Raw genomic sequence first — 19,980 nt, 5'->3', positions numbered from 1 at the left:
ATGATTCACTTGCATAAGGCTTAACCAAGCAAGCCCTCCACTGAATAGATGTCTCTTCAATACTTAAATGGATCAAGTATTGTATGTCTTATTTTCCTTATATCACCAGCTTCAATAATAGTGTTTTTATGACGGTGTTTGACGGCATAACATAATAGAATAAATTTTACCCATGGGCTTTTTGTCATCGCACAGCAGCGCTTTAAACCCAACGCTTTAATAATGTATCACGATACCACAAGAGAGAAGCATTTTGGATAAAGTCTTTATTCCTCAGCAAAAACTCTATGAATAAAGAAAGGGTTTTTGTTCTCCCCCTACCTTCAATAATCACTGTCTTGATCCTCTAACGAACAATAGGCAAACTTACCTTTAGACATCCAACAAAGGCAGCACAAAAAATAAAAAAATAAAGAGAGTTGAGTTTTTTTCTAAAGCGCCTCAAAACTTTCTACACAATATATTCTATAAGACTTTATATTCAATAAGACTTTTTTTCATAACAAATATTTTGTAAGTATTTTTATCTTTCTCTCAAAGCTTTCATTCTCAGGCTTTGACAGCATAAACCACCGCCATATTGACGGGGCGTGTTTCATCTCCCCCTGTTTTTTGCAACAAGACCTTATGTTCATGCTCTCCCGCAGCCTTCGTTAACCGATCTTTATTGTAGACTTGAGCCAGATTTCTATAATATTCACCGTGATTCATATCCCAAACTACCTTTTCAATCATTGGATAACTATGCTGGTGGTTACCTGTCGAATCTGTTTTTCCTTCATGGGTATGAGATTTAAAAGACTCTTCTTGTCGACTTCCCAAGCGACGTCCTTTATCAATTGCTTTTCCACTATCGAGCCCCCGTAAAAACATTCCACGCAAATCGGGAACATTGAATGTTGTTTGCCCATTTCCTTTTCCCCATGTTTCTCCCAGAACAGCAAAGAGATTGGCATAGTTCCTTCGCGAATATTCTTTACCATCACACAGTAACCATCCAGAGGGTATTTTTTCTGTAGCAAAAGTCCCGATAAATCCAGAAGAAAAAGTTTCAGGCAAAGGAGGAAAGGGCGGAATTTCAGGAAGTTTTATAGTAGGATTGGTTAAAAACCAGCCATCAGCATTTTTTCCGGCAATATCACGCGTATAGACAATTTCATAAAGTCCCCCTTTTTGAATTTCTCCGCCCTTTAAAGGCATAATACCCTCTGGCGTTGCCATATAAGTTGGTCGTGGTAGCAATTGATTTAAAGAAATATTTGTTATTCCTCTGTTGACGCCTTGTGCTTTAAAGCGCACAACAATGCCATCCATATAAGTCTCAAAAAAAGACTTTGTTGCCAAACGAAGTGACGTTCTCTCGTTTTCCACATCGACAGTAAACTGTGTTTCAATCCCGCCTCCATTATCCAACAAATATTCTTTGATGCGTTGCATCATAGCGCGAGCACTATCATTGACTGTGCTTGGCGGTTGCCCTTCTGCCCAGTTTATATTCTCGTCGACATAAGCATTTTCTGATGCAACAATTGACCAATCATAAATCGAACTCATAAAAGATACTCTTTATTCAAAAAGGGAAAGCGAGCAAAAAATGAAGAAAAGAAAGCCGCAATTTTATTTTTAGATGCCGGTATTTTCTCCCCTTTCATTTTTTCCATTTTCAGTCCTATTTTGTCATAATCAACATGCAATAACTTTGTTTTCGCATTGACATAAACAGCTTCAGGGTTCACACGCAACACATCTTGCGCCATAACGCCCTGATAACGTTGTGGATTTCCCTTATAATTAAAGGTATAAAGTGGATATCCCTTTTTCTGCCCCACAGGGATAATATTTTCTTTTGTTCTCACATCACAAAGCCCTAAAATTCCTCCGACCAATCCAAGTACTTGCTGCGCATCACGCAATGGATCTTTTGTCACAGAAGGCATTGTCGTGGATTTTCCTGAAGTCGTTCCGTAATTTCCAGCAGCCTGTGTTCCTACCTGTAACAAACTTTGCAATCGGTTCCAATCTTGATTATCTTTTTCTGACCATTTTTGGCGTTCAGCATCTAAGACATTTTGGCGGTTTATATCTTGAATCATACCCCCTTTCAAAGCATTGCTTTGCACGTTACTCTGTCCTTGATAATAGCTATTTGCCGCATTAACTTGATCATTCTGAGAGCGATCAATCATCTGGTTTGCATTCATCATATTGTTAATATCTTGATTATATTGCTGTGCTGCAGCATTTGTTGCCAAGGCGCCTAACTCATCGGCCAGCACACCAGTATGAGCCCCAGAGCCATAACGTCCTGCTCCCGACATCGATTGATTAATTGCATCGGACGTTTTATTCAGAGCATTTTGCAATGCAGTATTAAATTTACTATTGCTTCCAATCCAGCTTCCCTTAGCCATACCGGAAAGATTTGTAGCGCTGTTGGTTGGTGCACTCAACCATTGCGTTACCGTTGGATTGTTATAGAGCCCTGCTGCTTGTTGTAAACCGGTCAGCGCATTTTTTGTCATATTGCTAAGACCAGCGACTCTGTCTCCCTGATAAACGTTTCCGCCAATTCCCTTATTATAAAGTCCAAGTGCATCAGCACTGGCTTGTTTAAGAATATCAGCCGCCCAAGCAGGTGGAGCATTTGTTTGTGTTGTTGTCTGCACTTGAGGTGTGGTTTTTCTACTCATGGGTTCAGAACCTTTCTATATTGAATAAGATTACGAGAATATCCGTGATGAGCGAGCTTTTTCGCCCATCCAGTTCTTCCAAACATGTGCATTTCTTCAGCATTAATTGTTCGCGCCCATTTTTCGACTTCATCAATCAACTTGACCAATTTCAGCCCTCCCTCTCCAGCAAGATCAGAGAGAATGACGCATTTTTTCCCCGTATGGGTTATTTCAACTTTGGTAATTGCAAAAGCACTAAATTGGATTTTATTTTTTAAGACAAGCCACAATTGTGCTTGTCCTGTAGCGATTTCTTCAGCAATTTTTTCCAGACAAACATCATCCGGAAAGCGCTGAACATATTTTTTCAATGCAGTATTGAGAGCCTCTTGATAGGGAGCTATTTTTTCCCATGGCCACCGCTCTGTCAGATGAGCAGAATATAAATCTTGACTCTCTTGCATCATAATTTTAGCTCTTTTAGCTGTGTCACTCATCTCCCCTCAAATAACATCCCCCTACGCATTTCACGCATTCCATGCCCCCCGCACAATAAAAGAAAAAAGTCTCCATCATCCCTTTGTCACAACAAAGGAGGAACTTTCTTCTTTATAAAAATAAACCATGGTGCTGCCTATTTTTCCTTTATCGCAGAAAAGCATGAAACATAACGCACCACCTTGTGCCTTTGTTTATAAAGGTTTGGGAAGCCTATGGGGCATTTGTTCTTTAATAATAGAGGCTTGAGCCTATCGCATGGTATTACAAAAGGGCATGCCTATCGCATGCCGGCCTGCGTCAATTCCACATCAAATCCAGTGACATGAGTCCAATTCACCCCTTCAGGAATACGCAATTTAAAGCGATAAAACCGTGCCCTTGCGCGACAATGAATTTGTCCAGTATTATAAGAAGGCTGTTTTTCTGGTAACCAAACAGTTTCCTCTTCAAGAGATTGTCGAAAGCGCATTCCCACAGACAAATAAAACTTTCCACTATTGACTTGAGGCATAATATTTTTCACCCGTGTTATCATGCCATTTGTCTGCCCCATTTCTTGTGATGTCACAACACAAGCCATAGGACACCCAGAAAACGAACCCAGTCTTCCCTGTTGATCAAATGCCCCCAGAATAGGCGATTCATTTTTCCAAGCTTTACTATCAAGAGAAAAGGATAAATCGTCAATATTCTTAGTCACAAAATCAAGACCTTCCAGGGTTGTTCCGGCTAAGAAAATAGGCAATACCATTTTGATATCGACGAGAGCTTTTGTCCATTTTTGCAACCCCCAATCATAAATGAGCAAGATACGTTTATGAAGATTCTCATCAGAATCAACCATCCAATAAACACGATTATACACCCCATCGATAGCAGCAGATAGAGTGTACAGATTATCCTTCCTTGATTTTGCGGTCATCGTTCGATCGACTTTTTCGAACCCAATGGGTATAATCTGTCCCTCATTTGTTATTTGATAAAACCCGCCCTCATCGGCAAAGAATGCTAAATCGCCTCTACAAACAATTGATTCAGCATTTTTTGCGCCTCGTTTATCGTGGATTTTTTGGAAACTAAAAATAATCTTAGAGCCAGGGATAAAAGAACCGGCATAGATTGCAGAACGCATAAAGATAATTGGATTTGTTGTCTCCGTTGCCCCTTGGACGAATCCGCCATCAGGAAAATCTTGATAATCACAACTTTTTTTCCCCACGGTCCAAAATTCAGCATCATTTAATCCAGACCAATGAACCCTTCTTGGATGCTCGGTTAATTTCATCAAACAAACGAAATCTCCCCAGATTCGAACAACCCCTGCCTGTGGTGGATTTCCTCCTAAATTTCTAAATGTTTTATCATGGTTAATATCAATCACTTGTGGTTTATCATTGGCATTCACCGCAATGATAAAATCACCAAACAAAGCAAAAGACCACGGAGCATCAACATTAGCCAGATAAGATTTTCCTTTTTGGCTAATATCTTTCCAGTTCATTGTTGTATTATCAAGTAAGTAGATTTTATCTCTTGTCCCGACAATAATAGAAACCCCATTTTTTGTTTTAACCGCAAGAGTGCCTAAGATTGGCTCCGGACAAGGCTCTGATAAAGGTTCAAAACTTGGCATAGGGATATAGGAGCCATCCGCCGGGAGCACATTAACAAGTTCATCGGTAAAAATTCCATTGATATCCGCCACATCGGGTCGATAATCAGCGATTGGGAAAAAAGCCATCAAGACCCCCATAAAATCTTTGAAGAGCCCAGTGCCATTCAAAACACCAAGGCTTATTGATAATAAAAACCACAAAAGCCCTTAAAACTCTAAAGGCATAAAATTCAACAAAACAAACAACCTAAAGTTGTTTAACACACCGAAAAAACGATACCATAAATAATAGCCACCCCAACGCCATCCACCAGCCCTTCACCATCAACACCCAACGCGCATCCAACCATAAGCGACAAACCAGCCACCAGTGCCAAACCAACCTTCAACGCCAGCCATAAACGATTTGGAAAAAAGTCTTTTAAAAACGCATTGGGCGAATCTTTGAAAAACCTTTTCGGCGCGATGTTTCAATGCGCAAAGCTTGAAGCTGTTCTTGAAAATCTCTGAAAGAAACGGCGGCATATTCAGGATCTTTAAGAATATTTTTATAAAGTTCATATTTTGCCCGTGCTTTAATAAGATCAAAAGCATAAATCAACCAAGGATTATCGTCTTCTCTCAACTGTTCATCAGCAAAATGAACAGGAGCATAAGAAAGCTGTACAGTTTCCACATGTTCTGGTGTTGGAAAGAGTCCTATTTTTTGATCAAGGTACGTATAAAAGAATGGCGTTCCTAGCGCAGGATGCATACCATATTGTTGATGCAACACTTCCAAGGGCTTAAAGAACAACTTTGTTGGTGTTGCATCCTTTGTTACTAAAAAGACGCCCTCCAAACTCTTTTCTGATTCAATAAAAACCCCCTCTTCTTGCCCATACCATGTTTTACCACTTTGTGTTTTAAACGTCCTTTCTCTTTTTTCATTAAAGAAAAAGGGTTCGCGTTCACACAAACGCAAAGCCGTAAAAATTGAATCTTGAATTTGCAGGGAATATTCCGCTGTTGTATCGTCAATTTCATCTTGAATAAGCGCGACCATATAAGCAAAAGTTTTAGAATGATCTGAATGTGTAAGGTTTAGATTTTGGGGATCAGTGGATAAAGTGGTCATAAGCCTGTCCTTGTTTCTGGAAGCATTTTAAATTTTTCCCCCAACAGATCCCTCTTGTTGGGGGAAGAGAGCAAAAATTCGCTTTAAGCGGGTGCTCCATAAGTTGGGATGACAATAGTGCCAAAATCCTGAGCCCCTTGCGTACTTCCTGGCAAGGTAAAGCAAGTTTTTTTCATACCAATAATGGTTTTTGCCGCGACCCCGAATTCTCTTTCATAGTCGAAGAGTTCTTCCACCAATTTATAGCGTGTTGCTCCTCGATCTTTACCAAAAGCAATCACAGCACTCTGCGCACCAAGCAGAACAGCACGACGCACATTTGGCACAGCTTTATTTGCCGTCCCAGATTCAACCCCTTCGGTAATATGTTCAGCTTCGCGCAAAACCACACCATTATACATGCCCAACGATCCATCATAGAGCGGATTTTTGATACGACTTCCACTATAGATTGCCTTGGTAATGTCGAGCCATTGCCCCGCATCTGTATTGGTTCGCAATTGTGTCACTTGGGTTGGATGGAGATAAAGCACATAGACATTTTCCCCATCGAGCCGCACAGGTCTAATTTTAGGATTTGCCAATTTAGCCCGTTCAACTGCTTTATCAATCAAGCTGAGATCAAAAACATCGTCTTCTTTTAAGTCCTCATCTTTTGCTTTATCATTAGGACGTACCACGCGTTTATTGGTTGGTGCCGTTGGCGCATTAAACCCATAATGGACAGGTTTAAGAGTAATCGTACGTCCCTCAAAGTTAATTGTTTTTGCGGTATACCCGCAAACTTGAATGAAGAACATCATACTCAGACGATCTGCATACCAATCAACCAAACCATTTTTTGCCTCGGTGCGCAAATCATGAAGAATTCGTTGTTGATCAATCGTTCCCTCATTTTTGACACGCACAGCATGAACGAGTTCATTAATTGCCAAGCGATCATTGAGAAACTGTAAAGCTTCTTCATTGCCTTCCAATGTCTGCCCTTCGCTCACCCCATCGCCTAGCAACTGCACACGCAAATTAAAGCTAATAGCATCCCCACTTGCTTTCGTAGTTTCATCTTTTAATTGTACGATACTGTTTGAATCATTTCCAATCAACGGTGCAATTGGAAGTGCTTTTGAGACTTCTTGGTTTAGTAATTTAGACCATGTGCGCACTGCCATTGGGTCATTAAGTCCGATATAAGTTACAGTCATTTTGTCCTCTAAAAGTTTTATTGACATAAAAAACCCGGCAAAGCGCCGGTTGTTAAAACACCACATTTCATTTCAAATGGTGAATATGTTGTTCGTGAGTTTTATCTAATTTCTGTTAGCGTCTGCCTCCCCCTTATAAGAGCTCTCCTCTCCACATCCGTGTTTGAGAAATCCCCCCGCATTCTCCTGCGCCAAAAGCCGCTCCACGTTCCCGCAAAAAGCACCTGCCACATTCTTGTTTTTAAAATTCTCTCCCACCCATTAAACGATTAAAAGCAGCTTTATTTTTAGGTTCAGAAACCCAAGCGCTAAACTCTGCTTCTGACATTTTATCAAGCATATCCAAAGAAATCGGCCCATTTGGCGTCAAGCCGTTATAAGCAGCAAGAGTACGTGCAGAATTGTGTCTTTCCTGTAAATTTTCACCCATGTTATTGGGAACATTTGTGTAGCCAATTTTTTGTGCAATAGAGTAAATCACTTCAGCCGGATTTTGATTTTTTTGCGCACAATCGCGCAAGATCTGCTTCAACTCATCACCAATCAACGCATCAATATTTTTGGGATCGGCCATCTCAGGATAGAGCGAAGCACAAGCTGCCAACTGTTTAGCCCGCGTTTCATAAATAAAATCAGCTGCTTGATCAAAATCATCATGCTTTTGTTTAACACTGGCAACAGACTGCTGAAAAAACGCATGCAACTGTTCTGCTTCCAAAGCAAGAGAAGGCTGTTGTTTTTCATGTACAAGCCCTTGTTTTTGGAGTGTTTTTCCCAACCATTGCATATAGCCCATAAAGTCTTTTTGTGGATCTGGTGGAGCATCTTCTCCCCCTTGAACCTCTTTTCCAGCCTTTTGCGAAGAGTCCTGTTGTTGATGCATTTGCCCTTGAAAATTATCTTCAAGAGTTTTTTCTTCTCTTCCAATTTCACCATCTTCTCCCTCTTGTGTTGAGACCAGAAAATCTTGTTTCAATTGGTTTTGTTCTGCCGGCGTTAAGTGTTCTTGATCCATGACATTAGCCTTCTCTTTTTTTTAACAATAAAATCAAATTTTTCAGATAAAACAGCCCATAAGCATTTACCCCTCAATGCTCTCTCATCATTTAGCACCAGCATTCCCCCATGGCTCCCCCACCATGACAGCAAAACTCCTTCTCCACCCTGCTTTTCCCAACAGTCCTGCCCTACAAAACAGTTCTTTTGAGAAAAGGGAGCCCATGCACTACGAAAATCGATAAGCAATTTATGATATATGGCGTTTATCAGAAGTCACGCATGACAAAGTGTCCTATTATTGAGCCTTTAGTGTCTGCAACATCTGCATTATCTGGTCTGCCCCCACATTATCCCCCATCTGCGCTGAGGCATTTTGCTCTTCTTGAAAAGAGTTTTGCGCCTTTATCGCAATTTTATGAATAAGTGAAGCCGGTAAAGGCGAATAGCGTAAGAGATCGAGCATAATCTCAGGCGTTGCAAAATTTTGCATCAAAGGCAGCAATTGCATGATCAGTGCAAAAGTACGCTCTTTTTCATTAAGACTTGTTGGTGCATCATCCACGACAATATCATATTCCAAGCTTGTCACCATTTCGCGTGTCAGCGGCACATACTGGGCATTTTCATCACCGGCAATACGCACCAACCGCCCATCGGACAGATAATTTTGAATAAGATAGAGAATAATTTTTCCCTGTCGTTGCCGATATCGACGCAACCCATCAAAAAAGGAAGCTAAAAGATTAAGTGACGATTGTCGCCGTTGTTGTTCAAGAATGCCAGGCTGATTGACAGCTCGCGTCCCAATAAATTCAGAAGACAACCCCGTCACCTGTTCGAGAGCGCTCTTTGCTTCATTAAACAATTGGAAAAACCCTTGCGGAAATTGTGCCACGGGTTTAGGTTGGATTCTTCCCCCAGACACAGCACCACTTTTCAACCAAGTAATACTATCGGCTCTAGCCCAACTCTCGAGAGCTTGTCGATCATCATCAAAAGCATCGCGTTCTGCCATAATTCCGCCTTTTGATTGGCTATTGAGCAAATGCATCACTTGACTAAAATATTTGTTTGCCCACCGTTGCGGATCTTTTGTTGGCTTAACAATTCCGTAAAATTGCCGGCTTAACTTATCAAAAGTACCGGTAATACACTCCCATCCCAATTGATTGGGTGGAACCAAGGGCTTATCAGGCGCTTCAAGCAGCTTTCTACCTAAAAATGCCCGTTTGACAATTTTTCTGTTCAACCTTGTTGCCTGGACATGAGGAAAGGTTTTGCTTAAATTTTGGAAATCCTGCTCTGAATAATCGACAAAATTTCCACTTAGAGGCTCGAGAACTTTATAAACCACCTCGCGTTCAAACCAGCGACATTCTACCAATGTCACCATTTTAGGACGTTGATAGCCGCTCCCCTCTTCTCCTTGATACCCCCTCTCGGACTGATAACTTTGTGTCATCCCATCGCTGGTTGAATGTAAAAAACTCTGATGTTTAACCCAATCAGCATTAAGATCGCTCCAATGAACATTGGGAAACATTTCCTGCGCCACAGCAAGGGGTTTTTCATCAATATACCATAAGCGTTGTGCATCAATGAGATTAGGCTTGACAGCACTTGCATCCCACACCATTTTCATCGGGTCTAAGCGTGCAATGATTGGTTTTCCTTGTGGATCTTCTTCATAATCAAGGCGTGTATCTGTCCAGCCCATTCCGCAAATAATTGCATCTTGAAAAGCATCGGAATCTTCGTATTCCCCGTCAGCTTCATCACGAAACCACTCAGCCGCCCCTGTCAGAATCTGGTTCGCAAAAGCTGCTCCTTCTTGTCGTGGAATAAATTGAACTTGTCTTTTATTATTGCGCTCAGCCCCAATCACGGCATTAATTAAAGGTGCAATACGGTTAAAAGTCATGACCGGTCTGTTTTGTTCGTTTAAGACAGCCAAGTCTTGCTCATTCCATTGCCGTCCATTATAAAAATCGTAATCTTCCTGGGCATTTTTTCGCCATTTTTCGACATGATCAATATCATCCTGATACCAACCCACGAGTTTTTTAAATAGTGCTTGATTTTCAAGCGTTTCGATTTGATTAAAAGAAGAATCTGTAGACATATTCATTAAAAAGCCATCCATGAAGTTTGAGAATGGTGAAACGAGCGATAAGGTTTTTTTCGCGCTTTAGCATTTGGCTGTTCATAAGCCACACACATCAGTCCAAAGGCATCGGCCCCATGGCTTGCCCAATCATGTTCAGCGCCTAGTCCGATATTGCGCTGTTCGTCGCGCTTTTCATGATACCAAGCAAGCGCTTTTCTGCCCGCACATGTCGTTTCACGATTAAACCATAGTGCAGGAAACAACCGCCTTACGGCTTCGATACGCATTTTCACAGCGCCTGTTCCTTGATTAGGAATTATTTTGGTTTGAAAACCGGCTTGTTGAAGGGCACTTTCAAAACTCACATTATAGACACGATCTTTTGTTGCGCCATCATGAGGCAAGACCATAAGAGCCTTTTCATATCCCCTTTGAAAGACCCAGCCCACATGCTCTGAGAGAGGTTGTCCTTGGGCTTCATAATAATCGAGCACTCGGATTTCCCGTCCAACGAATTGCGCCACCCACAATGCGGTAGCATCGGCCTTTGCTCCTGTTCCCCCGATATCCCAAAAGATTCTCACCTGCATCAAAGGATCACGTGGAACAGTTGTAATCCGCCCTTCCATTTCGGCTTCGAGAAGACATTTCTGATAATAAGCCCCTTGGACAGCTTGGAGATATTCGCCTTCCCAAATATGGTTATACTGCTCTGGTCTTTGCTGCAAATCGTCCATTCGATCACGATTGAGTTTTTCAGGAAATTGCGGATTATCACGCCAATTGATTTCCACCCCTTTGATATGAGGATTATCGACATTTCGGAAACGTTTTTCCACGGCTGCATTTTCATGGCATGGGTTCCATGTCACCCATAATTCTGCATTCCAATCTTTTCCTTCTTCGCGCAAAGTTGGAATAAGTGTTTGCCAAGCAGTTTCTGTCACGGGCTCGGCTTCATCGACCCAACAAAGGAAAACGCGCCCCATTGATTTAATACTTGCGATATTGCGATCAAGCCCAGCAAACACATAGACGATCCGTCCATCTTTTGACTTAATATATTTATCGCCGATTTCATAATAGTCTTGTAAAAAAGGATAAGATTCGATAGCGCGTTTAATTTCCTCCAAAGAACTTTCATTAAGAGAATTTTGAAATTGCCGTGCACAAAGAATAATCCCGCGTTCTCCAGCCATTCCATGGCGATATCCCACCACAGCAGACATCAAAGCAAAAGAACGTGTTTTTCCAGAACCGCGTCCTCCCCAAGCGGCTCGCACATCGGCATTTCCAGTAAAGACAGGAATAAGCTTTGGAATAAGAGCCACTTGAGCCGTTTTCTGCTCAATTTTTTGAGAAATTTTCTGAACAGTTGTCATTATAAATTTTCATACTTTAGCAATAATTGCGCTGCACCCTTTTGCTTATCCCAAGTTTAATGATCCCAGAGCAATTGAACGAAAAGAGCAATTGAACGAAAAACGCCCTTCTCAAAAGCAGCGCTTTATCTTTTCTTCATCCTAATATTCAATAAATTTCACTTTTTTGCATGAGATCCCCTTGACCCCACCTATGCGCCCCAAGCCCCCAAGGCACAAAAGCCCCACCCCCTCAAACACCGCGCCTGTCATCCCCCAACCACAAGCACGGTATCCCCTCAACCAAATCATAGCCTCAGCACATGGCTCTCAGGCATATCCAAAGCCCAACATCCTCCAAGATCATGCCTCTCAAGCATCACCAATCCTCACACTTTATCCCCCAAGATACCCCCACCAAAACACATGCATCCCGCAAGCATAACACTTCTCTCAAGTTTCATGCCCCCCACCCATCAAAACACTGTTCCATATCCACCACACAAATACCCTGCACCAAATTCCCTCCAGCACACGGTCCCTTACAGCATCATTCACCAAAGCCCCTTCCCAGTATCACGAGCGCCCACAAGCACGATAGCCTCCGCTTCAATCCCTTCAAGATAGGCAATCACCAAAGCAGCCCCCTTCCAAGATATCACCCACCCAAGCCTAACATTTTTCAATATCACAAGCCTCAGTTATCGAGGTATTATGCTTCTCCGGTCCGCTATTTTTTGCATTCACTGGTACAATCTCGATACGCGAAACTGTTTTAACCTGCCCTTCTCCAGCCTCCTGAAGAGGCAACACTTTTGCAAGAAGCGAAAAAAACGGTACGGGATTATTGAGAGCATGATACTGAAGATAAGACACCAGCCCATCTTCACCATAGTGATATCCAGCCTGCTCCGCCGCTGTCAAAAGAGCTTCATTAAATCGCTTTGTTGTTTTATTTAAAGCCCCTTTTTTCCGCCCTCTTCGACGTAAGGGAAGACAATGTTCATCTACCATCATCATGTTCCTTCCAACTAAAGAGAAACCAAAACCTCAAACACAAAAAATGACATAAAAATCAGCAACAAAATTTGACAAGCATTCAACAATTAAAAAAAATGGGACACACCCAAAAAGATAAGAGCCCACATAAAGCCCAAATCCTCCGCATAATTTTACAGATTCACATTTTTACGCTTTTACATCATTACAGAACGCAGCCAAACGAAACTCAAAAACCGCCATCCCCACGCCCCTCTGTAAACACGGGTCTGCAACAAGCTGATTTCTCGTCTATCAAATTTCCCTGCTGATTATTTCATATGGCTATCCCACACTTCAAAGAATGGTGTTTCATCAAACACGCCAGATAAGCTCTGATCTACAATTCGACTTCAAAAAGCAAATTTTCCTCTGCTGAATAAAGCTTCCACCCCGCACCGATTTTAAACTATCATCCAACCTTTTACCCAATAAATTCCCCTACTAACATCAGATTACCGCCCCCAAACATCCCTATTTTACAATATAACAGACTAGAAAATCTTTTAATTTTCTTGCCAATCCCTTGAAATTACTTTATCATTCAAAGGATATTTTGATCGTCCACGCAACGATCAATAAGGGATAGTAAAGCCCTAAGCTCTAGCGTAAAAATGAACCCACTTTGTGGGTGTCCTGGGATTCCGGGAGTTTTTGCTATGTCCAGGTGTGATAAGCACTAAAAGCAAAAATGCTGACTAGAGCTCAGTACTTTACTACTCCCGGAATACCAATGCGAGGGCGCTCGCAACCGGAGGGGAGCTTGAAGTGCAAACTAAAAATTCACATTTCAATGATATTTCAATAGGTAAAAGAATCCGTCACAGACGCATTTCAATGGGACTTTCTCAAAAGGAATTAGGAAGCCATTTAGGTGTCAGTTTCCAACAAATCCAGAAATATGAAAAAGGTTTAAATCGTGTAAGCGCGGGGTGTTTGCTCGAAATTGCTAAAAAACTAGAGGTTCCTATGAACTTTTTTTATGCGGACCTTTTAACAGCAGATATTCCCACAAAAGAACATGCCTTACACCACGATCAAGATACCACCAGCGAAAAAGAATACGCCCTTTTAAAAAACTTTAGAGAGCTCCAGCCGAAAAAACAAAAAGCAATTTTGTGGTTAATTTCTGATTAGACAAAAGCACACCCATCAACATCCCTCGCCAATATATCCAACACCCTTAAAATATAAGCTTCAGATCACGACACCTCAAAGAAGGCAATTTTATCAGACACGACAGATAAGCGCTGCCCTAAAATATTCCCTCACACACTTTTCTCCAGTCAACGCGATTTATACCCCTCTTCATCCCAGCTTTCCCCGCTCCATTCACAAATGCGTCCCCTAGTTCTCCGACCACATTCTATGTCAAGACAAAAACATACAACGCATAAATTCTTCACTTCACTTTTACAGATTCACGTTTTTACGCTTTTACATCTTTACAGAAAGCAACCAAATGAAACTTTTCCACCAGCGTCTTTCACTGCTCTGTCAAGAATCCGACATCTTGTAGCAGTTTCCTCCTACCAACCACTCAGACAGATTAGCACACCATACCCCTCAAGCAACGGTATTTCACCACATTCAACAAGCAAGGCTTTTCTGAATATTCTTACACCCATCCCTCTTCAACACAAAGAGCGAAAGCTCCTACAAATACCGATCAATTCCGCTTCGAAGCAAAGACCCCACCCAAAAGACAAAACTTCACACACACCAAAAAGCTTCTCCCACAGCGCCAATTTTCACATTCTGCATCCTAGCTTTCGACTTCATTTGCAGACTCGTTCCCCAGTCCTTTCCCCCCATTCCATGCCAAGACAAAAGCATACAACGCATAAATTCTTCACTTCACTTTTACGTATTCACGTTTTTACGCTCTTCTATCTTTACAAAAGGCAGCCAAACAAAATTTCCAAACTAACCCACCACTCAATAAACAAGAGTCTGTTAACAATCCCACTTTTTATCGAGCACATTGCATTTGGGCAACCACCTCTCACCCCCCCTCAAAGAATACTGTTTCACCAGACACGGACAGATAACCCCTACCCTCCAATATCCAGACACTCTCACAAAAAGCACCGTATAAATTGATATGCTTGAAGGTCCCTCGACGGCATATCATTGCCTCTAATGCCTCCATCTCACCCTACCTCAAATGACAATATTTTACTGCATAAGGCATAAGAATATAATGAGATAATTTTTAAGATACAAAAAAATGCTCTCATTTTCCAAATCTTTTAATTGTTCTTGCCAATCCCTTGAAATTACTTTATCACTCAAAAGGTGCCTTGATCGTCTACGCAGCGATCAATAGGGAGTTGAAGCCCGAAAACTCAAACGTTAATTTACCCCACTTTGTGGGTATCCCGGAGTTCCGGGAGTTTTTGCTATGTCCAAGTGCTTGTCAGCACTAAAAGCAAAAAGCTGATTTGAGTTCAGTGCTTTCAACCTCCCGGAATACTCATGCGAGGGCGCTTGCAACTGGAGGGGAGCTTGAAGTGCAAACTAAAAATCCAGATTTCGCACTTTTTTAAAAAGTACCCAATCTTATAGTCTTTGAAATTATTTTGATTTTTCTTGCCAATCTTCTGAAATTGCCTTATGAATTGATCTGTGTTTTTGATCGTCCACGCAACGGTCAAATAGGGATTTGAAAGCCCGAACGCTCAGTACATAAATTTATCCCGCTTTGCGGGTATCCCGGAATTCCGGGAGCTTTTGCTATGTCCAAGTGCTTGTCAGCACTAAAAGCAAAAGGCTGGCTGAGCTCAGTGCTTTCAAACTCCCGGAATACTCATGCGAGGGCGCTCGCAACCGGAGGGGAGCTTGAAGTGCAAACAAAAAATCCACATTTTAATGACATTTCAATAGGTAAAAGAATCCGTCACAGACGCATTTCAATGGGACTTTCTCAAAAGGAATTAGGAAGCCATTTAGGTGTCAGTTTCCAACAAATCCAGAAATATGAAAAAGGTTTAAATCGTGTAAGCGCGGGGTGTTTGCTCGAAATTGCTAAAAAACTAGAGGTTCCTATGAACTTTTTTTATGCGGACCTTTTAACAGCAGATATTCCCACAAAAGAACATGCCTTACACCACGATCAAGACACATACAGCGAAAAAGAACACGCACTTTTGAAAAACTTTAGAGAGCTCGAAGCGAAAAAACAAAAAGCAATCTTGTGGTTAATTTCTGATTAGGCAAAAGCGCATCAATCGACATCCTTTGCCAATATTCCCCTCTGCCTAAAGCCTTGCCCGCCTGATATCACCACATCTCAAAAAACGGTTTACGACATCATAGGATAACAAACTTCAAAATAGGATAAAAACACCAAAACCTTGGAAAAACATCCCCACCCCTCTCACAGAATCTTATCAAAAGACTCTTCTGATTTAAACGCACAATTCCGATTGTATCATTATGATACCTTTTTACATTTACCTTGTCAAGTTTTTATATTTTTCTTTTGATATTTTTGTGTTTTTCTTTAAGGAAGCCACATCCCTCAAAACACCCTTCCCTGCAAAATTCCCCTCATACAAAACACAATGTCTAAAACAACAAGAGCTAAAATAGGATTTTTCCTAAATAGCCTTCCCCCTCTAAATGGGCTTCCCCCTAAATAGGCTTTCATTGTATTGCTCATTCACCCACTTATTAAAAAAAACACTTCTCAATGCTTCTCACACCCATTTCACGGATATCCCCATACAAATATAGATGCAACTATAATTGTTAAGCTCCGCATAGAATATAAACGCCAACCACAATTTTTCTCTCTTCACATCTCTTTACACATCAACTCTGCAATCTGTTCACAGCCATTCCCCACACACTCTTCTCCAGAAAACGCACTTCAACAGCACTCTTCATCCCAACTTTCTCCTCCATTCACGAAGACACTTCCCCCAATCCTCGCACCACATTCCATGCCATGATAAAAGCCCACACAAAGCACAAATCCTCCGCTTCATTTTACAGATTCACATTTCTACGCTTTTACATCATTACAGAACGCAGCCAAAGGAAACTCCCAAACCACCACGCGATAATTTGATAAAAACAAAACACCTTTACAACAATCTCAAACAACAGATTTCTGTAAAGAGCTCATATGAATTTAATTGATCAGATCTGACTATTAGATTGGCATATAGAGCCGTAGAACAGAAAGTAATTTTCTATAAGACAGAAACGATAAAAGCGCTATATAACTGAGACAGAACATGAAGAAATGCAAACAGATAAAACGACATCTTTCTTCGTTACAACACTGAAATTGTAAACGAGACGATGAATAACTATCGTCTGAATATGCAATTTTCACATCTGCAAATTTTTATTGATTAATTCAATCCCAACACTTCCCCTGAAACACATTTCTTCATTATCTACTTCTTTGAGACAAACCGGCAAAGGGGTTTCATCTATTATAAGTGCGGATATAATAACGCGTTACTCCAACCTCATCATAAGAAACCATAGACATGATACCTGTCTTTATTGGCGTTATTTGATAAGTCAAGATTACACCATTCTGCTGTTTGTTTGGTTGATCTGTATAGATTACGTTATATCCATTCCGTCGCAAAAGATCAATAAATACAGGAGTAAAGTTGTCTTCTGTTTTATTTTTTTTCACAATAAGTGTTGTTGTAGCGGGCGGTAAAGGTTTTTTAAGATTACGAACAAAATCGTTAGCAATTAATTTTACATCATCTTTCGTAATATTTGGACCGACATAACTTGATGAATAATTACTGATAGATGCACAACCAGCCACCAATACAAGCGGTAACGGAAATAAATATTTTGACATCTTAACTCCCCTATTAATTGCATTCTCTCCTGAAAAGCTCCTACACCAGAAATAAGAGCCTCCTTTCAAAGAATAGCCTTAACAACATATTTCTTTACTATCAAGCATTAGTTAATCACTTTCTCGCTTGTTTAAAAAAACGACCACCATCTCTCATAGTACTCAAAGCTTATGTTTAAGACACAAAATATATATGTTAAAAGTACGAAAAAACACATGTAAAGCATATAGTATATGTATACTTACTTTCATGGTGTGTTGCATTACATAAACCAACGCACAGCACCCTTCATTTCCCCTCCATTCACGAAAACACTTCCCCCCAATCCTTCTCACCACATTCCGCGCCCCCAAAAGCCCAAAGTGACCAAAAACACGCACAATATATAAACCACAAATCCCCCACTTCACTTTTACAGATTCACATTTTTACGCTTTTACATCATTACAGAACGAAGCCAAGGAAAGGTTCACCGCCCCGTACCACTCTATAAACAACGGTCTGTAAAGAATTCAAATGCTTGCCTAGCAAGTTTCTACCACTGACCACTCATTCGTTTCAGATCACCCCCTTCAAAGAGCGGTGTTTTTACCTCATGAATAAGATAATGAGCGAACCGTCTTTAGAAAAAAGAAACGGCATGGAGATATCAAATATATCAATGGTCGTCATCGACTGTCGTGTTAAGAGGTGTTAACTCTTTATTTTTCTTAATTTTTACAACGCCAATAATTCCGGTGGAAATAATTAATGCGGACATAGCTAAAAAAGAGCTTAACAATCCTACGAGTACCAAAAGTCCCGCAATAAAGCCAGACATTGCTTCGGCAGAGTTCGCTAAAGTTGAAAAGGTTCCAAAACTCTTACCAAAATCTTCACGACGAGAATATAATTGAATAGCTGAGACTAAACCAATATCCACAAAGGCACCAATAAATCCCAGAACAAATGCTAACACGAGAAGGAATTTTAAATAAAGTCCAGCAGCTAAGGGCATAACAAACAGGATAACCCCATAAAGAAGCCAAAATATCATGAGCTTCAACGATGTAATATTTAATATAATTTTACTATAGAACAAACCACCAACAATAGTTCCAACAGCCATGAGAGAAAAAATATAACTCACAAGGCTCTCCTCTCCCCCCACAAAAAGAACAAAAGCTGGAATTAAAAATCTTAAAATAGCACCCGTAAAGAGAATAGCAAACGACGATCCAACGAGCGTAATAAATAAATTATTATTTTCTGTAGAAATATATTTAAGATATGAAGCTGTTTCTCGATAAATTTTTATAAAATTGAATGATTTACTCTCGCTTGAATTTAAATTCATGAGATTAAATAACATGATAATAGATATAAAATAGGTAAAAAAATCAAAAATGAGTACTGCCGATTTATTTGCTAAAAAAAGCAGTATGGAACAAACCAAAGGGCCAATGACGGCTGCCGTTTCCATGATAATTTGAGCAATGCTATTGGCCTTTGTAAGATCTTTTATTGAAAACATTCTGGGAATAGCAGCTTGAAAACTTGGTTGGAAAATACTTCTTCCTATCGTTGTACATATTGCTGCAAAAATAAGAACAATGATATGTGCCGTACCTGTTATAGTGGTTATAAAAACAAACAATGAAGCTAATAATCTAACAACTTCACTTAAGATCATATTTTTCTTCAAAGAAAAATTATCCGCTAACCAACCTCCTATAGGGCCAAAAAAGAGAAAAGGGATAAATCGAAAAAAATACACAAGACCTGTAAAAAAGGTGTTATCTGTTAATTCTAAGACCAGTAAAATAAAAACAACTTCATAAGCATAATCTCCAACTTTAGAAATAAAGAGAGAGCAAAAAAGAGCTAATGGACTCTTTTTTAAAAACAAATTCATACCAACCATCCGATATTAAACTTTTCTACACTTAAAGTTACACTTCCTTCGATACAATTGGTGATATGAACTTCAGAAGAGTCTTTTATTCTAATAAATCGCTTAATAAGTTAAGTGAAAACTTTTAAAGAAATACTCCTCTTGATATAAGCATTTACTCTAATATCAAGTAATATCTTTAAAAAAAGAAAGAATGTAAAAATTATGAGATCACAATCTTCCATATTATTACATTGACCTCCGCCCCACGTTTCAAAGAATGAAAATTCCCAACCAGCACTAGTCTACAATCCCACAATAAAAAGCAACTTTCCCCACAAAATAAAGCTTACACCCAACCACTTCTCAAACGACAGCACGTCATCAGGCTCAACACAAATCAAGCCCTATCTCCAAAACCGCCATCCTTCACGCATCTCTTTGCACCACCGCCTTACCCACACTCTCCTCCTATCCATGCGCACTCTCTTCATCCTCCATTCCCCTTTTTCTCTCCCGTCACACACTTAACAACTTAACAGCACTCTTCCTCTAAACTTCCATTCACGAAGACACTTCCCCCCAATTCTCGCACCACATTCCACGCCCCCAAAAGCCCAAAGTGACCAAAAACACGCACAATATATAATCCACAAA

At 40.5% G+C, this 19,980-nt stretch carries 15 protein-coding genes; 2 read left to right on the top strand and 13 right to left on the bottom strand.

Annotated elements, in window-relative coordinates:
- Positions 1-549 precede the first annotated feature (549 nt).
- From ACFINZ_RS06940 to ACFINZ_RS06890, 11 genes are all read right to left on the bottom strand, one after another.
- Positions 550-1,554 carry a phage tail protein gene (locus tag ACFINZ_RS06940; RefSeq protein WP_375639968.1) on the bottom strand — a complete coding sequence of 335 codons (1,005 nt, stop codon included), beginning with the start codon at positions 1,552-1,554 and terminating at the stop codon, positions 550-552.
- A complete protein-coding gene (locus ACFINZ_RS06935; protein WP_375655324.1) occupies positions 1,551-2,690 on the bottom strand; it encodes a tail fiber domain-containing protein in 1,140 nt (379 codons plus the stop codon). The genes ACFINZ_RS06940 and ACFINZ_RS06935 overlap by 4 nt, the downstream gene beginning before the upstream one ends.
- The gene (locus tag ACFINZ_RS06930; protein ID WP_375634552.1) at positions 2,687-3,169 is read right to left on the bottom strand and encodes a hypothetical protein; all 483 of its coding nucleotides are present in this window, start codon (positions 3,167-3,169) and stop codon (positions 2,687-2,689) included. The genes ACFINZ_RS06935 and ACFINZ_RS06930 overlap by 4 nt, the downstream gene beginning before the upstream one ends.
- A gap of 281 nt (positions 3,170-3,450) precedes the next feature.
- A complete protein-coding gene (locus tag ACFINZ_RS06925) occupies positions 3,451-4,914 on the bottom strand; it encodes a hypothetical protein (RefSeq protein ID WP_375683824.1) in 1,464 nt (487 codons plus the stop codon).
- A 131-nt stretch (positions 4,915-5,045) separates the two neighbouring features.
- Positions 5,046-5,177 carry a hypothetical protein gene (locus ACFINZ_RS06920; RefSeq protein ID WP_375633310.1) on the bottom strand — a complete coding sequence of 44 codons (132 nt, stop codon included), beginning with the start codon at positions 5,175-5,177 and terminating at the stop codon, positions 5,046-5,048.
- 32 nt (positions 5,178-5,209) lie between these two features.
- The gene (locus tag ACFINZ_RS06915) at positions 5,210-5,905 is read right to left on the bottom strand and encodes a hypothetical protein (protein ID WP_375633311.1); all 696 of its coding nucleotides are present in this window, start codon (positions 5,903-5,905) and stop codon (positions 5,210-5,212) included.
- An 83-nt stretch (positions 5,906-5,988) separates the two neighbouring features.
- Positions 5,989-7,107 carry a N4-gp56 family major capsid protein gene (locus tag ACFINZ_RS06910; protein ID WP_375643242.1) on the bottom strand — a complete coding sequence of 373 codons (1,119 nt, stop codon included), beginning with the start codon at positions 7,105-7,107 and terminating at the stop codon, positions 5,989-5,991.
- Positions 7,108-7,348: 241 nt separating this feature from the next.
- Positions 7,349-8,122, bottom strand: coding sequence for a hypothetical protein (locus ACFINZ_RS06905; protein ID WP_375636945.1), 774 nt, complete (start codon positions 8,120-8,122; stop codon positions 7,349-7,351).
- 279 nt (positions 8,123-8,401) lie between these two features.
- Positions 8,402-10,234: a portal protein gene (locus tag ACFINZ_RS06900; protein WP_375684125.1), complete on the bottom strand. Its 1,833-nt coding sequence runs from the start codon at positions 10,232-10,234 to the stop codon at positions 8,402-8,404.
- Positions 10,234-11,595, bottom strand: a complete 1,362-nt coding sequence (locus ACFINZ_RS06895) for a PBSX family phage terminase large subunit (RefSeq protein WP_375631846.1) — start codon at positions 11,593-11,595, stop codon at positions 10,234-10,236. The genes ACFINZ_RS06900 and ACFINZ_RS06895 overlap by 1 nt, the downstream gene beginning before the upstream one ends.
- Positions 11,596-12,246: 651 nt before the next feature.
- Positions 12,247-12,591 carry a hypothetical protein gene (locus ACFINZ_RS06890; protein WP_375684134.1) on the bottom strand — a complete coding sequence of 115 codons (345 nt, stop codon included), beginning with the start codon at positions 12,589-12,591 and terminating at the stop codon, positions 12,247-12,249.
- A 789-nt stretch (positions 12,592-13,380) separates the two neighbouring features.
- Between ACFINZ_RS06890 and ACFINZ_RS06885 the strand changes: the two genes are divergently transcribed.
- Positions 13,381-13,749 carry a helix-turn-helix domain-containing protein gene (locus ACFINZ_RS06885; protein ID WP_375638512.1) on the top strand — a complete coding sequence of 123 codons (369 nt, stop codon included), beginning with the start codon at positions 13,381-13,383 and terminating at the stop codon, positions 13,747-13,749.
- Between the two features lie 1,709 nt (positions 13,750-15,458).
- A complete protein-coding gene (locus ACFINZ_RS06880; protein WP_375701273.1) occupies positions 15,459-15,827 on the top strand; it encodes a helix-turn-helix domain-containing protein in 369 nt (122 codons plus the stop codon).
- 1,226 nt (positions 15,828-17,053) lie between these two features.
- On the opposite strand, the gene ACFINZ_RS06875 is transcribed toward ACFINZ_RS06880, so the two are convergent.
- Together ACFINZ_RS06875 and ACFINZ_RS06870 are read right to left on the bottom strand one after the other, a co-directional pair.
- Complete coding sequence (locus ACFINZ_RS06875; RefSeq protein ID WP_375643227.1) at positions 17,054-17,449, bottom strand: hypothetical protein; 396 nt, start codon at positions 17,447-17,449, stop codon at positions 17,054-17,056.
- Between the two features lie 659 nt (positions 17,450-18,108).
- Complete coding sequence (locus ACFINZ_RS06870; protein ID WP_375701272.1) at positions 18,109-19,344, bottom strand: MFS transporter; 1,236 nt, start codon at positions 19,342-19,344, stop codon at positions 18,109-18,111.
- Positions 19,345-19,980 lie beyond the last annotated feature (636 nt).

It is taken from the genome of Bartonella sp. AA81SXKL (genome assembly GCF_042196945.1).
In the GTDB taxonomy this organism is placed as follows: domain Bacteria; phylum Pseudomonadota; class Alphaproteobacteria; order Rhizobiales; family Rhizobiaceae; genus Bartonella.
This window is presented reverse-complemented; position numbering and strand designations above follow the sequence as displayed.

What these genes read in the sequence shown, in the direction of transcription:
- ACFINZ_RS06940 (WP_375639968.1), bottom strand. Translation starts at nt 1,554, where the DNA reads ATGAGTTCGATTTATGATTGGTCAATTGTTGCATCAGAAAATGCTTAT.
- ACFINZ_RS06935 (WP_375655324.1), bottom strand. Translation starts at nt 2,690, where the DNA reads ATGAGTAGAAAAACCACACCTCAAGTGCAGACAACAACACAAACAAAT.
- ACFINZ_RS06930 (WP_375634552.1), bottom strand. Translation starts at nt 3,169, where the DNA reads ATGAGTGACACAGCTAAAAGAGCTAAAATTATGATGCAAGAGAGTCAA.
- ACFINZ_RS06925 (WP_375683824.1), bottom strand. Translation starts at nt 4,914, where the DNA reads ATGGCTTTTTTCCCAATCGCTGATTATCGACCCGATGTGGCGGATATC.
- ACFINZ_RS06915 (WP_375633311.1), bottom strand. Translation starts at nt 5,905, where the DNA reads ATGACCACTTTATCCACTGATCCCCAAAATCTAAACCTTACACATTCA.
- ACFINZ_RS06910 (WP_375643242.1), bottom strand. Translation starts at nt 7,107, where the DNA reads ATGACTGTAACTTATATCGGACTTAATGACCCAATGGCAGTGCGCACA.
- ACFINZ_RS06905 (WP_375636945.1), bottom strand. Translation starts at nt 8,122, where the DNA reads ATGGATCAAGAACACTTAACGCCGGCAGAACAAAACCAATTGAAACAA.
- ACFINZ_RS06900 (WP_375684125.1), bottom strand. Translation starts at nt 10,234, where the DNA reads ATGAATATGTCTACAGATTCTTCTTTTAATCAAATCGAAACGCTTGAA.
- ACFINZ_RS06895 (WP_375631846.1), bottom strand. Translation starts at nt 11,595, where the DNA reads ATGACAACTGTTCAGAAAATTTCTCAAAAAATTGAGCAGAAAACGGCT.
- ACFINZ_RS06890 (WP_375684134.1), bottom strand. Translation starts at nt 12,591, where the DNA reads ATGATGGTAGATGAACATTGTCTTCCCTTACGTCGAAGAGGGCGGAAA.
- ACFINZ_RS06875 (WP_375643227.1), bottom strand. Translation starts at nt 17,449, where the DNA reads ATGTCAAAATATTTATTTCCGTTACCGCTTGTATTGGTGGCTGGTTGT.
- ACFINZ_RS06870 (WP_375701272.1), bottom strand. Translation starts at nt 19,344, where the DNA reads ATGAATTTGTTTTTAAAAAAGAGTCCATTAGCTCTTTTTTGCTCTCTC.